Annotated in this window: 13 protein-coding genes; 4 read left to right on the top strand and 9 right to left on the bottom strand. The window is 61.2% G+C overall.

Translation table 11 applies throughout. The annotated features are described in order from the left end of the window. Positions 1–85 precede the first annotated feature (85 nt). From AB4K19_RS01750 to AB4K19_RS01740, 3 genes are read left to right on the top strand one after another with little or no spacing between them, the layout of a single operon-like run. Positions 86–1,717 (top strand): hypothetical protein, encoded by a 1,632-nt coding sequence (locus tag AB4K19_RS01750; protein WP_436398832.1) that lies wholly within the window; start codon positions 86–88, stop codon positions 1,715–1,717. A 19-nt stretch (positions 1,718–1,736) separates the two neighbouring features. Further along, positions 1,737–2,858: a phosphatase PAP2 family protein gene (locus AB4K19_RS01745; RefSeq protein WP_436398831.1), complete on the top strand. Its 1,122-nt coding sequence runs from the start codon at positions 1,737–1,739 to the stop codon at positions 2,856–2,858. Further along, a complete protein-coding gene (locus AB4K19_RS01740) occupies positions 2,833–4,836 on the top strand; it encodes a hypothetical protein (RefSeq protein ID WP_436398829.1) in 2,004 nt (667 codons plus the stop codon). The genes AB4K19_RS01745 and AB4K19_RS01740 overlap by 26 nt, the downstream gene beginning before the upstream one ends. Positions 4,837–4,850: 14 nt before the next feature. On the opposite strand, the gene AB4K19_RS01735 is transcribed toward AB4K19_RS01740, so the two are convergent. The 7 genes from AB4K19_RS01735 to AB4K19_RS01705 form a co-directional block, all read right to left on the bottom strand. After that, complete coding sequence (locus AB4K19_RS01735; protein WP_436398828.1) at positions 4,851–5,996, bottom strand: iron-containing alcohol dehydrogenase; 1,146 nt, start codon at positions 5,994–5,996, stop codon at positions 4,851–4,853. 3 nt (positions 5,997–5,999) lie between these two features. After that, the gene (locus AB4K19_RS01730) at positions 6,000–7,367 is read right to left on the bottom strand and encodes an aldehyde dehydrogenase family protein (RefSeq protein WP_436399558.1); all 1,368 of its coding nucleotides are present in this window, start codon (positions 7,365–7,367) and stop codon (positions 6,000–6,002) included. A gap of 1 nt (position 7,368) precedes the next feature. Further along, on the bottom strand, positions 7,369–8,733 hold the full coding sequence (locus AB4K19_RS01725) for a glutamine synthetase family protein (protein ID WP_436398826.1): 1,365 nt from the start codon (positions 8,731–8,733) through the stop codon (positions 7,369–7,371). Positions 8,734–8,802: 69 nt separating this feature from the next. Beyond that, complete coding sequence (locus AB4K19_RS01720) at positions 8,803–9,840, bottom strand: TRAP transporter substrate-binding protein (protein WP_436398825.1); 1,038 nt, start codon at positions 9,838–9,840, stop codon at positions 8,803–8,805. A 59-nt stretch (positions 9,841–9,899) separates the two neighbouring features. Further along, positions 9,900–11,225: a TRAP transporter large permease gene (locus AB4K19_RS01715; protein WP_436398823.1), complete on the bottom strand. Its 1,326-nt coding sequence runs from the start codon at positions 11,223–11,225 to the stop codon at positions 9,900–9,902. Further along, positions 11,225–11,746 (bottom strand): TRAP transporter small permease subunit, encoded by a 522-nt coding sequence (locus tag AB4K19_RS01710; protein ID WP_436398822.1) that lies wholly within the window; start codon positions 11,744–11,746, stop codon positions 11,225–11,227. The genes AB4K19_RS01715 and AB4K19_RS01710 overlap by 1 nt, the downstream gene beginning before the upstream one ends. Next, entirely contained in the window at positions 11,740–12,504 is a 765-nt protein-coding gene (locus AB4K19_RS01705) for an N-formylglutamate amidohydrolase (RefSeq protein ID WP_436398821.1), read from the bottom strand. Before AB4K19_RS01705 ends, AB4K19_RS01710 begins: the two co-directional genes overlap by 7 nt. A gap of 118 nt (positions 12,505–12,622) precedes the next feature. Here AB4K19_RS01705 and AB4K19_RS01700 point away from each other — a divergent pair, with 118 nt between their 5' ends. Further along, entirely contained in the window at positions 12,623–13,495 is an 873-nt protein-coding gene (locus AB4K19_RS01700; RefSeq protein WP_375230243.1) for a MurR/RpiR family transcriptional regulator, read from the top strand. 20 nt (positions 13,496–13,515) lie between these two features. On the opposite strand, the gene AB4K19_RS01695 is transcribed toward AB4K19_RS01700, so the two are convergent. Together AB4K19_RS01695 and AB4K19_RS01690 are read right to left on the bottom strand one after the other, a co-directional pair. Beyond that, complete coding sequence (locus tag AB4K19_RS01695; protein ID WP_375230242.1) at positions 13,516–14,535, bottom strand: hydroxyacid dehydrogenase; 1,020 nt, start codon at positions 14,533–14,535, stop codon at positions 13,516–13,518. After that, entirely contained in the window at positions 14,532–15,695 is a 1,164-nt protein-coding gene (locus AB4K19_RS01690) for an amidohydrolase (protein ID WP_436398819.1), read from the bottom strand. Before AB4K19_RS01690 ends, AB4K19_RS01695 begins: the two co-directional genes overlap by 4 nt. Positions 15,696–15,777 lie beyond the last annotated feature (82 nt).

The raw sequence follows: 15,777 nt of genomic DNA, 5'->3' as shown, positions 1-15,777 counted from the left end.
TGCTGCGAGGCGTGGAGAGCGTGTCCCCGGACGGCCGGTCCCCTGCTGCCAGCCGGGTGTACCCGCTGGTGTGGGAAAGCGTGCGATGGCGTCAGATGACCCGGATATCTGTCTCAGCATCAGGCTGTACGGTGCCCCTGTCGTGGAGCTCAGCGGCGCTGCCGTAACGCAGATCACCGGCCCGCGCAACATCGCCCTGATCGCGCTTCTGGCCACAGCCCCGGGCCTGCGTCGCAGCCGCAACTGGCTGGCCGGTGTTTTATGGTCAGACAGCGCGCCGGAACGCGCCCGCGCCAATCTGCGCCAGTTGCTGCACGCCCTGCGCCAGACCTGTGGGGCGGATTTTGATGCAGTGTTCTGCACCGACCGGGATACTGTCGGCCTGCTTCCGGAAGCCTCGCGGATTGAGAACAACGTGCCGGGCGTTTTCCTGGAAGGGATCGACCTCGCCGAAGAAGGTTTCGAAGACTGGCTGCGCGACCAGCGCCAGACAGACGCACCGCCCGGGCCAGCGGTTGTCGCCGCACCACCGGACGCGGTCCTGCCGCGGATTATCGTCTGCCCCTTTGTCGAAACTGCAACACCGCGTCCGATGGGCATCGGGGATGCGCTGGCACAGGAGCTGACCGGTCATTTCGCGCGGTCGCAACTGATTGACGCGATTTCCCATTTCTCCAGTCGCGCCCTCTCTAGCCCGCAGGTTCTGCCGGATGCGGCCGCTGAATTCATCCTTACCGGTCAGTGCCGCCAGCATGGCAATACGCTGACCGTTGACGCCACCCTCACAGACGCCAGCGATCACCGTGTCATGTGGTCCGACCGCCAGAGGATCGACCTGGCCGACTTTCTGGCCGGCGAGGATTTTCTGACCAATCAGATCGCCGGGCAGGCCCTGCGGATCATCATGTCCCGCTCCATTGCCGCCGGATCAAGCACGCCGCTGCCGGTGCTGGACGCGCATACGCTGATGCTGTCCGCGGTGGCACTGATGCATTCCTTTGAGAAACGGCACTTTCACCGCGCGGCAGCACAACTTGAAGCGGTCATAGAAAGGTGCCCTGCCCATCCTGTCCCGCGTGCCTGGCTCGCGCAGTGGCACCTTCTGAGGATTTATCAGAAATGGAGTGACGACGTTGCAGCGGACGAGCTGAAGGCGCAGAACGCGATCCGGAATGCGCTGGACCTGAACGCCACATGCGCGCTCTCCCTCGCCATAGACGGCAATATCCGCACAATTCTGAAGAACGATTTCAGTGTCGCGCGCCAGAGGTTTGACGCCGCACGCGAGATCAACCCGAGCAGTGCCTTCATCTCACAGCTCAACGCAGTTCTCGAAACCTTCACCGGTGGCGGGAATGAGGCTGTCGCCCTGACGGACAGGGCGTTTCTGCTCTCACCGCGTGATCCGCGCAGGCCGTTCTTTCAGACGCTGAGCGCGGGCAGCTATGTGGCCGGGGGCCGCTATGACGAAGCGGTTGAAATGGCCGAAGCATCGCTGCGGCACAATCCGCTGCATCTGTCGGCACACAGATGCCGGGTGATCGGGTTGCAGCTGGCAGGCCGGGAGGCCGAAGCCCGCAAAGCCGCGGGCGAACTGATGCGGCTCGATCCCGGTCTCAGGGTATCAGATTATCAGCGCAACCACCCGGCCGGGCAGAGCACTGTCAGTCAGGTCTGGGCCGATGCGCTCAGACATGCCGGTGTCCCGGTCAACTGAATTCAACAAAGGATATTTTATGCCGGTTCTGCAATCCCTTCAGTCTCTTCAGTCTTTGCAATCCCTGCAGTCACTGCAGTCTCTTCAGTCGCTGCAATCCCTTCAGTCTCTGCAAAGTCTGCAGTCACTGGGAACCCAGGCCGCGGCCTCACCGGTGGGATATATCACCGCACACGACGGTATCGCCGGGCTCTGGCAGGGCAGCGCTGCCGCCACGCCTCGCAGCATTGCAGACCCCGGCCATCTGGATCTCTGGGGCGCGCAGAGCCAGCAGATCGTGCTCTCCAATGAAATGCTCTCGCGCCTGTCCTATGGCGCTGACCCGGACAACGGTGCTGCAATCGTTTACCTCCTCGATCAGACGAACCCTTCGGGCACGTCGCCTGAGTTCACTGCCGCCCCGCTGGTCGATATGCGCGCGCCGGCAGCGGAAGATTTCGCAGCTCAGGCCCGCATGGTGCACGACTATGCCGATCTGCGGCCCGACCGCATTTCCGAAATCACGGACCAGACTGCCGGGACAATCGGCTACTATGCGCACATCGCCGGACTGGAAGCAGGTAAGCATCCCGCCACGCTGAAACTGCTGGTGCTGGCGCAGGACTGTGCGACGCATGCAGCCCAGCAGTGCAAACACATCCTGGCCTGCCACAGACCCGTGGCGCTGTCGCCGCAGATACAGCCGATCATCCCGACCCCTACCCATTCCAGCCTGCCCAGCGGCCACGCGACAGAGGCCTTTGCCGTTGCATCCACGCTGACACGCTTTGCGACAGCAGCACCCGGGACCGACAGCCAGCTGATGCACATGGCCGCGCGCATCGCCATCAACCGGACGGTGGCCGGTGTGCATTTCCCTGCGGACAGTTACGCTGGTGCTGTGCTCGGCCTGGCAATTGCCGATGCAATCGCGGCCCGTGCGGGTCAGCTGGATACGGTCCAGCCCCTGCGCTTCAGCGGTCCGGGCATCGGCACCGAGGACTTTTTCACCACACGGGTCTGGCACGACGGCGTGCGTCGGCTTCCGGTGACCTCCGACGGTGCCGCGATCATCGAAGAGTTGCCCGGCATTGCAGGGACAGATCTGTCGCCGCTGCTGGCAAGCGTCTGGACCGATGCGATCAGCGAATGGGCCCTTTGAGATGGCCTGGCAGTGGATTGAAGACCCCGGCGAGGATGTATTCCATCCGCGCCTCGAACCTGTCAGCGCGTGGCTCTTCCGCCGCGACAGTCCGTTTCTGAGAACCGGTGGCGCTGGTGCCGCCACGCTCTTTTCCATGCCGATGAACCCCCAAGGGTTCCGGCCCGACGTGCGGGACTCATGGCGTGCACTCAGGGTCGAAAACCCCGTGACAGGTGACAATCCTGCTCAGCTTGCGTTTGGCGCGGATGCGCTGACTGATCTGTTGCAGCCTCTGCAGGATGATTTTGACGATCCGCGGGTCTTTGTGCTGCCACTGCGCGGCGACGCAGCGCTGCCCGCAGAAGAACTGCGCAGGCGCACCGGCATCGGATCTCCCCGATCGCGCAACCCGAACCACCCGCTGCCGCAACCGACATCCATTGTTGGTATCATTGATCACGGCATCAACATTTTTCATGAGCGTTTCCGGCACCGCATGTCGGGGTCGCGGATCGCCGGCGCCTGGCTTCAGGGTGCTGCGCGCCGCGACGACCGGCTGCCGTTCGGACGTGAATGGCTGCAGGCCGATATCGAAGAGGCACTTGCCGAGACAGGCGGCGACGAAGACGCCCTGCTGCGTCTGATGGGCGACGACCCCGCGGATCCGGCCTTCAGCCCGCTGAGCCAGCGGGTCAGTCACGGCACGCATGTTCTGGATCTGGCCGCTGGGTTCGACCCTCACGACCCTGCGGGCGACACCCTCCCGGTTATTGCTGTCTCGCTTCCGCCGGCTGTCACGCGGGAAACCGCGGGCTCGATGCTTGCGCTCCCCTTCGCCTTGGGTCTGGAATACATCGCCGACCGCGCCCGGCGGCTGATGGACCAGCGTGGTGCAGTCGTGCCGGTCATCGTCAATTTCAGCCTTGGGCTGACAGGCGGACCCCGCGCCGGACTGCACCGCCTTGAACAGACCATCGCCCGCGTGGCAGAGCGCCACCGTACGCAGATCGAAAACCGGATGGGGGTATCTGATGCCGATTTCCATGTAGTCGTCGCGGCGGGCAACAACAACCTCAGTCAGGGCCATGCCCGCAGCCTGCCGGGCAGCGCGTCACTCAACCTGACCTGGCAGCTGCAACCGGCTGATCCGACGTCAAATTTTCTTGAGATCCGAATGGCGCCGGAAGCACCGCCGCTGCTGGAGCCGATGAATGTCACCATCCGCCTGCAGCCCCCCGGCGCGGACACCCCGATTGAGACAATGGTGCTCCCCACGGTTGGCAGAACGCTGGAGAATATCCGGTTGCTCGAAAGAGATGGCACAGTGATCGGACGGCTGTCTGTCTGGCGCCATCCTGACGGTATTGTCGTGCTCACCCTCGCGCTTGACGGCACCGACCCGGGCCATCAGCAACGGCAGGTGGCGCCATCCGGCAGCTGGCAGATCTCTGTCACGCATGAAGCCAGCACGCCCTACCGGATTGATGCCTGGGTGCTGCGCGACGATGTGCCTGTCGGGTTCACGGACACGGGCAGGCAAAGCTACTTCATCGACCCGGAGTACCGCACGCGTCATCCGTCCGGACACCCTGTTCTCAATGACAGCGACACGGCACCGTCGGTCGTGCGCCGCTCGGGAAACCTGAATGCCATCGCCACAACAACAGACGGACATCAGGTTTCTGTTGTCGGTGCTTTGTCTTCCACAACAGGAACGGTGGCCCCAGCAGATTACTCAGCTGCACCACTGGATAACGCTTCCGAAGACATCGACGTCAGTGCGCCAGGGGACCGGTCTGCGGTGTTGCGGGGTCTGCTGGCCGCGGGCTCGCGCTCCGGCAGCCGTGTCGCGGTCAGCGGTACCAGCGCGGCCGCGCCGCAGCTCGTGCGTTACCTGGCGAGCGGTGTGGGGTCGCTCGCTGACGGGCCAGCGGGTGCAGACACGCGGACCGGACAGCAGATCCTGTCCGGGGCGCTGCCCGCACAGACGCCATAACGCCCCGCCCGGGATCAGAGAATTTCGAGCAACAGCGCACGCGTGTTGTCGGCGGTCATTTCCACCGGATTGCCGCCGGTGCTGGGATCCGCGAGGGCACCGGCTACGATGCGGTCGATATCCGGGTTCTCAATACCCAGTGCAGCGAGGGATCTGGGCACCTGCAGGCTGTCATTCAGCGCATCGACGTACGCACAGAAACCGTCAAACCCGCCATCAATGCCAAGGTAGCGGGCCGCCTGCCCGATCTTTTCTTCGATAGCTGGTCTGTTGAACTGCAGAACCGCAGGCATGCATACCGCGTTGGTCGTGCCGTGATGTGTATGATAAATCGCGCCGATCGGATGCGAGAGCGCATGAATGGCCCCCAGCCCCTTCTGGAAGGCCGTGGCGCCCATGGCCGCGGCGGACATCATATGCGCCCGCGCCTCCAGATCGCTGCCGTCCGCATAAGCGCGGGGCAGGTACTCCCTGACCAGCCGCATCCCTTCAAGCGCCATACCCTGAGACATAGGGTGGTAGTGTGGTGAACAGTAAGCCTCGACGCAATGCGCAAAAGCATCCAGCCCGGTACCGGCTGTAATGAAAGGCGGCATGCCAACGGTGAGCTCCGGATCACAGATCACGACCGCCGGCAGGATCCGGGGGTGGAAAATGATCTTTTTCTCTTCGGTTTCGGAATTGGTGATAACAGAGGCCCGCCCCACCTCTGATCCGGTGCCCGCCGTGGTTGGGACCGCCACGATGGGAGCAATGGCATCAGCGTCTGCGCGGGTCCACCAGTCGCCGATATCCTCAAAGTCCCAGAGCGGTCTGGTCTGGCCCGCCTGAAACGCGACCACTTTGCCCAGATCAAGCCCCGAGCCGCCACCAAAGGCCACAACCCCGTCGTGCCCGCCATCACGAAAGGCCTTCACGCCAGCTGCCGCGTTTTTCTCATTCGGGTTCGGATCCACATCAGCAAAAATGGCGCGGCCCAGACCTGCGGCCTCCAGCAGGTCGAGTGTTTTTGTGGTAATGGCCATATCCGCCAGCCCGCGATCTGTGACCAGCAGCGGGCGTTTGATGCCGGCTGACGCACAGGCCCCGGCAATCTCGGAGATACGGCCGGCACCAAAGCGTACGGCGGTGGGATATGACCAGTTGGCAGTCAGCGACATGTTTTACGCCTTTTTCAGATGGTATGATTTGGGACGGGTCAGATTGTGATAACCGATGACAGAAAGGCCCCCGCCCCGGCCCGTGTCTTTGCAGCCGGTCCAGCAGAGGCCGGGGTCCAGGTAATCTGCGCGGTTCATAAAAACGGTGCCCGTTTCGATCCGGTCCGCGATGGCTTCTGCGCGTGCGGCGTCTGCGGTCCAGACAGAAGCGGTCAGACCGAAGGTACTGTCGTTCATCAGGCGGATCGCTTCCTCATCATCCCGCACCGGCATGATCCCGACAACCGGACCGAAACTTTCCTCGCGCATCACGCGCATCTCATGGGTCACATCTGTCAGGATCTGTGGGGTCAGGTAGGCACCGCCATCATCCTGCGGAAAGGTTTCAATGTGGGCCCTGGCACCCTGCGCCAGCGCCTCGGCTGTCTGTGCGCGGACCTCATCAGCAAAACGCTTGTGCGCCATCGGACCGAGAGTGGTTTCCGCGTCCAGCGGGTTGCCCAGCCGGTAGCCGCGCACGATCTCAACGGCCCGTTCGACAAAAGCGTCAAAGTGCTGCTCAGCCACATATATCCGTTCGATCCCGCAACAGCACTGACCGGAATTGAACATCGCGCCGTCAATCAGTGTCTCGGCCGCCGCCCCGATATCCGCGTCATCACAGACATAGCCCGGATCCTTGCCGCCAAGCTCGAGCCCCACACCCGTGAACGTCCCCGCTGCGGCGCGCTCGATGGCCTGCCCGCCGGCGACCGAGCCGGTAAAATTCACAAATCCGAACGACTTTGCTGCAATCAGCGCAGACGTAGTGGCATGATCCAGAAAAACGTTCTGAAACACATCCGCAGGAACACCGGCGGCATGGAAAGCCGCAGCCATCCGCTCGCCCACCAGCGGCGTCTGGCTGGCATGTTTCAGAATGACCGCGTTACCCGCAATCAGGGCCGGAGCCACGGTGTTGATCGCCGTCATATATGGGTAGTTCCACGGGGCTACGACCAGTACCACACCATGCGGCACCCGTTTAATCACCCGGCGGAATGCGTCGCTGTCCTCAACCGTGATATCGGCCAGCGCTTCAGCTGCGATACCCGCCATCCAGGACGCGCGTTCGTTGAAACCGCCGAATTCACCGCCATAGCGCACGGGCCGGCCCATCTGCCAGGCCAGTTCCGGCACGATCCCGTCGTTCATGGCACCGACCGCGGCGACGCCTGCCATCACCAGCTCAATGCGCTCGGCCAGCGGGCGTGCCGCCCATTCTGCCTGTGCGATACGCGCATGCCCCACAGCCGCTGCCGCGTCAGCCGAGGACAGGACATCGCGCTCAGCATAAACCGAGCCGTCAACCGGCGAGATACATCTGATCACATCAGGCCCTTTCAAATCCACGCGCGATTTCCCAGTCGGTCACCACGCGGTCAAATTCTTCCTGCTCCCATTCCGCGCAGCGGGTGTAATGGTCGATCACATCGTCGCCCATTGCCTCGCGCAGAAAGGCCGAACCGCGCAGCGTTTCCGTCGCCGCGCGCAGGGTCTGGGGTATGTCCTGGGCGTCCGCCGCGTCGTACACATCGCCCGAAGTGGGTGGCGCAAGCTGCATTTTCTCCTCAATACCCCTGATCCCGGCCGCCAGCATCGCCGCCTGCGCCAGATAAGGGTTCAGGTCCGACCCGCCAATGCGACATTCGACGCGGATGCCCTTTGTGCCATCACCGCAAAGCCGGAAACCGGCCGTACGGTTATCAACAGACCAGACGGTTTTTGTGGGCGCAAAGGTCCCTTTGGCAAACCGTTTGTAGCTGTTGATGTAGGGGGCCAGAAAGAACGTGTAATCCGGCGCATAAGCGATCAGACCGGCCATGTAGTGTTTCATCAGCTGCGACATGCCCAGATCGTCGGATTTATCGAAAAACGCGGGCTGACCTTCCTGCCACAGTGACTGATGCACATGGCTGGAGGAGCCGACCTTGTTGTGGTGCCATTTGGGCAGAAAGGTCGCGGCAACACCGTTCTGCCAGGCGATTTCCTTGATGCCGTTTTTGGCAATGGTGTGGTGATCTGCGCAATCCAGCGCGGCCGCATACCGGATGTTCAGCTCTTCCTGACCGGTCTCGGCCTCTCCCTTGGAGTTTTCAACGGGCAGACCCGCTCCAAAAAGATGGTTTCGGATAGGCCGCATCACACCTTCTTCCTTGGTGGTCTGCAGGATCGCGTAGTCTTCATTGTATCCGCTGATCGGCGAGAGATCGCGGAAGCCCGATTTGCGGATGTCATCAAACGCATGCTCGAACAGGAAAAACTCCAGTTCGGTGGCCATCATCGCGTCAAAGCCAAGTTCTTTCAGCCGGGCCACCTGCGTCTTGAGCATCTGACGCGGGGCATGCGGCACGGCTTTGTGGGTGTGGTGATCCAGGATGTCACAGAGCACCATCGCCGTGCCCTCAAGCCAGGGCAGCAACCGCAGCGTGCTAAGGTCAGGGGCCATGATGTAATCGCCATAGCCCTTTTCCCAACTGGACGCGGCGTAGCCTTCGGGCGTGGCCATTTCCAGGTCAGTGGCCAGCAGATAGTTACAGCAGTGGGTCTCTTCAAAAGAGCTTTCCACAAAGTTCACCGCATGGAACCGTTTGCCCATAAGCCGGCCCTGCATGTCCGGAAAGCAGGCCAGCACAGTATCAATTGTGCCGTTTCGCACGGCGTTCCGCAGCGCTTCAAAAGTCAGGTTTCCAGGCATATCTGCGGTCCTCTCTGAACGGGAAGCGCCCCCGCAGAACGGGGACGCCTGTTGATCGTTGACGTGTTATTATTCGAAGTTGTAGGGCACGCCAGCCTGATTGATCACGCTGTTGTACTCTTTGAAGATGTTGACGATCTTCTGGTGCACTTCGCCCTCCTGGGCCACTTCTTCCCAGAATTCCTTGGCGGCGTTCTCCACCTCGGCCCACTCGCCCGCAGGGACCGACCGCAGCGCCAGTTTGTCGCCATTGGCGCGCAGAGCAGCCTCACCACCCCAGTACCACTGGTTGCGGTAGGTGTGACCCGCCTCGGTCGCGGCCATCACCACCGATTTCAGGTGATCCGGCAGTTCAGCCCAGCGCTCTTCGTTCACAAACCAGGAGCCGATCCAAGCACCGGAGATGTTATTCGTGAGGAAGTAGTCGGTCACATCAGCCCAGCCCACGGTGTAGTCCTCGGTGATGCCCGACCAGGCCATACCATCCAGCTCGCCCGTCTGCACAGCAACCTCGGCATCCTCGTAAGGAATGTTCACCGGCACGACGCCGAATTTGGACAGGAACCGGCCCGCTGTCGGGAACGTGTAGAGCTTAAGCCCATCCAGATCCGCGACGCTGGTGATCTCCTTTTTGGTGTTGAAGTTACAGGGGTCCTGACCCGCCGCAGACAGCCATTTTACACCGACCTTCGCGTATTCCTCTTCCCAGATCTCCTTCAGCCCGTACTGGTTGAAGAGCACCGGCACGTCGAGAATGTGCTTGGTGGCAAAGGGGAAATAGCCGCCGAACTGCCGCAGCGGTGTGGGCGACGCCATGGAGTCGTCATCAGAGTGCACCCCGTCGATTGTCCCGCGCTGCAGCGCCTGGAACAGCTCGCCCGTCGGCACGATCTGATCTGCATAGAAGAGTTCGACCTGAAGCTCGCCATTGGCATTCGCGTTGATGTAGTCGATCACAGGTTTTGTCACATGCTCGCCAAGCGCTGCACCCGCATAGGTCTGAAAACGCCACTTGATCGCTGTCTGAGCCTGAACGATTGCAGGGCTGGCCAGCGCTGCTGCGCCACCAAGTCCGGCGGTGGTCATAAACTTACGTCTTGTTGTCATTTTGATATCCTCTCTGTGAATTGCTCGTCTCAGATGCCCCCTGACGGGGTCTTTTTTGTTCAGTTTCCATAAACATACCCCGGCAGCCAGAGTGCGATTTCGGGGAAGACCATGATCGTCGCCAGCGCCACCACCATCACCAGCACAAAGGGCAGGATGGACGCATAAATATCGCGCAACGTGATCTCGGGCGGCGCCATGGCGCGCATCAGAAACAGGTTATAGCCGAAGGGCGGCGTCATATAGGCGATCTGCGTGGTGATCGTGTAAAGCACACCGTACCAGATCAGATCGAACCCGAGCGCACCCACCAGCGGCACATAAAGCGGCGCCACAATCACCAGCATCGCGGTATCATCAAGGAAGGTTCCCATCAGAATAAAGCTGAGCTGCATCAGGATCAGGATCATCCACGGGCTGAGACCCAGCCGTTCGGTAAAAAGGCTTTCGATGGCCTTTACCGCCCCCAGCCCGTCAAACACTGCGCCAAAGGCAAGTGCGGCGAGGATGATCCACATGAACATGCAGGAGATGCCAAGCGTTTTGCGCACAGACGTCTCAAAGACGTCGCGTGTCATGCGCCCCTTGAACACCGCCGCAACAAAGGCCGCGATGGCACCGATGGCCGAGCTTTCCACGAGAGATGTCCATCCATTTACGAACGGCACCATCATCGCAAAGAAGATAAAGAGCGGCAGGAAACCAGCCCCCAGCAGCCGCAGTTTTTCGGCTCTCGGGATGTCCCGCTCTTCGGCTGGCAGCACAGGACCCAGCGACGGGTTCAACCGGCAGCGGATCACGATGTAGATGATGAACATGGCGGCCATCATCAGCCCCGGCACGACGCCTGCGAGCCACAGCTGGCCCACAGGCTGGCGTGCGATCATGGCGTAAAGAACCAGAACGACCGAAGGTGGGACCAGAATTCCCAGCGACGAGCCTGCCTGGATCACACCGGTGACCATCAGCTTATCATACCCGCGGCGCAGCAGCTCCGGCAGTGCAATCGTGGTACCAATCGCCATGCCCGCAACCGACAGGCCGTTCATCGCGGAGACCAGCACCATCAGACCGATCGTGCCCACCGCCAGACCGCCCGACAGCCCGCCCATCCAGACGTGGAACATCCGGTAGAGGTCGTCGGCGATTTTGGATTCCGACAGGATGTAGCCCATGAAGATGAACATCGGCAGCGTCAGCAGCGGATACCATTTCATCAGTTTGATTGCGGCAGCAAAGCCCAGATCGTAACCGCCGCGATCCCCCCAGAGCAGGAAGGCCGCAATAACAGCCACAAAGCCGATAGCGCCAAAGACCCGCTGCCCGGTCAGCAGCATCAGCATCATTGACGAGAACATCAGAAGGGCAATCGCTTCATACGACATCAGAGCTTCTCTCCCATGTCGTGACCTTTGATGCGCAGGAAGTCCTTCAGCAGCTCGGAAATGGCCTGCAGCAGCATCAGAAAAATCCCGAAAACCATGATGGATTTGATGGGCCAGAGGTAAGGCCGCCAGACCGAAGGGCTGCGCTCCCCCCCGTAGCTCAGAGAGTACATAAGACTTTCCCAGCCGCCCCAGAGCAGAAAGATCAGATAGACGATCAGGAACAGAACGGTGATGGCATCTGTTTGCGCTTTGCGGCGGTCGGACCATTCGCCATAGAGCAGATCCATGCGCACATTTGATCCCATCTGGATCGCATAGGGTCCGCCAACCATATAGTACGCGACCATGGCAAACTGCGCCATCTCCAGCGTCCAGAGCGACGGGACAAAGAAGGTCTTGGACACCGACGACCACAGCAGAATGCCCATCATCACAAAGATGCCGTACATCATGATCCGGCCGATCCGGTAGTTCACCGCATCAATCACGCGGATATAGCCCTGCGCATATCTCAGCATGCCGCGGCCCTCGCTGATCCGATCGCCCGGGTGAGCCAGTCTGACAGGATACCTGCCATCTTTGCCTGCGCTGCCGCATCCGCGATCAGGTCGTTCCGCACTTCGAGCATGACGTTCAGAATACCGCGTGGCAGCGCATGTTCGCGCAATGTGTGTGTGACCCCATCCGCTGCGCCATAGGGCTCATTGCGCCGGACGACATGCGGCACAGAAGTTTCCGCCTGCTCAATCAATGCATCGGCGAGCCTGGAATCTCTGTCATGCAATACGCCGATTTCCACATCCCTGCGCCGCCCATGGTATATGGGTGTAAAGCTGTGCACGGTAATCAGAACCGGATCGGGGCGACCGGCCAGGGCGTCTGCGACGGCGGTCCGGAAGGGGTGATAGTATCGCTTTGTCCGCTCTTCTTTGCAGGCGTCGGACAATCCACGGTTACCGGGGATATCCACGATTTCGCTTTTTGCCGGCATGGCATCCGGCGCTTCGGGAGGCCGGTTGCAATCATAGACCAGACGCGAAACCCGGGCTGCCACCAGCACTGCATCCATCTTTGCCGCCATGTGTTCAGCGACTGAAGCCGCACCAGGGTCCCAGGCTGCATGGCTTTTGCGGTGTTCATCTGCGAGCCCCAGACTGTTGAATTCATTCGGAATTTCTGAACTTGCGTGCTCGCACACCAGAACGACGGCAGAAGCTGCCTGTGCATTCAGCACATCTGCATTTGCATTAGTCTGCGCATATTCAAGCTGATTCATCAGAGCTCCCACACAGGAAAGGTCTTGCCATGGCGACGTTCTGTCAACACAATTGTGAAAAATTTATCACACGCCGATCTATGCTGATATTTTTTTGCCCAATTGCGAGGCGCTGCCGATGGCCGACGAGAACCAGACGATTTCGGACCGCATTCAGGAAAAGCTGGATGAGCTCACACGGGCCGAACGGCAGCTCGCCCTGTCGATCCTCGAAAACTACCCGGCGTCTGGTCTGGGACCGCTCGCCGCACTGGCCAAAGGCGCCAACGTATCCGTGCCCACGGTGGCCAGGATGGTGCAGAAACTGGGCTACAAGGGGTATCCCGATTTTCAGGCGGACCTGCGGGATGAACTGGGTGCCATTGCCAAGGGACCGATTGCCAAGCACGAAACCTGGGCTGGCGCGGCCCCCTCTGAACACATTCTCAACCGTTTCACAGACGCCGTGATCGACAACATCCGCAACACGCTGTCACATATTGATCCGGCCGCGTTTGATGAGGCCTGCGCGCTGGTCGCTGACCGCGAGAGGCACCTCTATATCGCTGGTGGCCGGATCACGCATACGCTGGCCGAATATCTGTTCATGCACCTGCAGGTGATCCGCCCGAACCTGACACATGTCCAGTCGACCTCGAACACCTGGCCGCATTATCTGCTGAACGCCTCCGAAGGCGATGTTTTCGTTATTTTCGATGTGCGCCGCTATGAGAATAACACTCTCAGGCTGGCCGAGATGGCACGGGCACGCGGGGCGCGCATCGTGCTTTTTACCGATCAGTGGCGCTCGCCGGTTCACAGACTCGCTGACATCAGTCTGACAAGCCGGATCATTGTGCCATCCGCATGGGATTCGGCGGCCACAACGATGCTGCTGGTCGAAAGCATGATTTCCGCAGTGCAGACGCTGGATTGGGACAACACCCGCGACCGGATGCAGGAGCTTGAGGAAATTTTTGACCGCACCAAACTCTTCCGGAAGTTCACCTGACCGCCGGGGCTCGATCCCGCTCAGTTGTGATCGACCGGCTTTGACTGCATCCGCGCCGCAGTCTCACGCTCCGCCCTTTTGCAGCGCAAAGGTGGCAACCCCCGGTCCATCAGCGCCATATCCTCCAGCACCATCTCACCCATACCCCTGAAGGCAATGTCCAGCGCACCTGCCCGGTGCGCGGACCGGATGAATCCCGGCAACTGGCGGATCGGGTGGTCTGCCGGCATCGGCTCCTGGGGAAAAACGTCGCTGGCAGCCGTGATGTGACCCGACCGGACTGCCTCTGTCAGCGCATCGAAATCGACGACACCGGCGCGCGACAGCAGAATGAACGAAGCGCCCCTCTTCATCTGCGCAAAGGTCGACGCGTTCAGGAAATGGCGGTTCTCCGAAGTCTGTGCGGCAACGACGAACAGGAAGTCAGATCCTGCGACCACATCATCGAGCGAGGCCGGGATGACGCCATCCTGTTCCAGCAACGAACCCGGCAGCCAGGGGTCATAGACGCTGATGCGGCAACCGAAGCCCGCCAGGACGCGGCGCAGCGCCCGGCCGAGGTCACCGTAACCGATAAGGCCAACCTGTGTGCCGGACAGCAGACGTGCCTGCGCGTTTCCATCGCCGCCCCATTTTTCGCAGCCTTGCTGAAAATCCTGGTCGGCCTGCGAAATACCCCGGGCGAGGTCGAGCGCCAGGCCCAGACCCAGTTCAGCCACAGGAACCGCAAAAACAGCGCCCGTTGTCAGAACGTGGATGCCGCGTTCGAACAGCCGGGCATAGGGCATGTTGTCCAGAAGGTTGGATTCAACATTCAGCACCGCCCGCAACTGTTTCAGACGTTCGAGCGTTTCCGCGGACAAAGGTGGCTGCCCCAGAATGTACCCCGTGCGGGCCAGAACCTCATCCGGCAGGCCAGCCAGCGCGTCGTCCGTTGTTTCCAGCACGTCGTAGGTTGCATGAAGCTGGTCCAGCTTTTCCGGCGCAAAGATCAGCTCCAGTGTGCGGGGATACGGGGCGGAGAGGACAAGTGGTTTCATACGGCCCCCCTTTCAGTACTTCTCTGATGCACCGGCAGCCTGTCGCGCACAAGCTGCGCCCAGAATGCCGCGCCGATGGGCAACAATGCGTCGTTGAAGTCATAATCCGAAGCGTGCAGCGGCTGGGCGTGCGCACCCGTTTCTCCGTTGCCCAGCAGCAGAAAGCACCCGGGCACCGCGGCGCTGAAATGGGCGAAGTCCTCGGAAAAGCTCATGGCGGCACAATCCGCATCCACGTCCAGCCCCTGGCGGCGTGCCGCCTGTGCTACCGCCGCGACCGGTTCATCTGCGTTCACCGTTTCAATGAATTCCGTTCTGAACGCAACGCTGGCGGATGCGCCATGTGCCGCCGCGATCCCTTCGGCAATCTGCGCCATGAGGCGGGCGGTCTGTTCACGATCTTCCCGGGTTCTCGCGCGCACATCACCCTTCAGGGTTGCCCGCCCGGGCAGCACGTTTCGCTGGCCATCGGTCAGAAACTCCGTCACCGAGACGACGACACCGGCACCCGGCGCCAGTTTGCGCGAGACAATGGTCTGCAGCGCCTGAACAATTTCCGCGCCGATGGTGATGGCGTCGCGCCCGGTCTGCGGCATGGATGCATGCCCGCCCTGCCCGGTCACTTCGATCTCAAACAGACTTTCGCTTGCGCATATCTGCCCCGAACGGGTCAGCACCCTGCCGACCGGAATGCTCGGCAGGTTGTGAATTGCATAGACCTCGTCCACCGGGAAACGTTCCAGGACACCCTCGTCGATCATAGCGCGCGCGCCGAGGCCGTGTTCCTCATTCGGCTGAAAGATCAGTACGACGGTCCCGTCAAAACCGGCGTCCTCTGCCAGTTGAGCAGCAGCCCCAAGCAGCATCGTCATATGGCCATCATGCCCGCAGGCGTGCATCACACCCTCATGTTGCGAGACGTACCCGTGCTCGCTTGTTTCCGCGATCGGCAATGCATCCATATCCGCCCGCAGTGCGATGGCACGGTTGCCGGCGCCCCGCCGCAGGACACCGACAACGCCTGCACCTTCGTGCACTTCCATGCCGAGGTCACGCAGAACACCAGCCACGCGCGCCTTTGTTCGGTCTTCGCGGAACCCGGTTTCCGGGAACATGTGAAATTCCCGCCGCAGCGCCGTGAGTTCATCTGTTGTTTTCATCGCTCCCCCGATCTGGCAGGGTTTCCGCCCCCTTGCGCAACCAGAACACACCTAGCGACCATAACGCAATTCATTGCGCGAG

It is taken from the genome of Roseobacter phycocola (assembly GCF_042055075.2).
Classification (GTDB): Bacteria; Pseudomonadota; Alphaproteobacteria; order Rhodobacterales; family Rhodobacteraceae; genus Roseobacter.
Note: the sequence above shows the minus strand (reverse complement) of the source record. Positions and strands in the feature narration are given on the sequence as shown.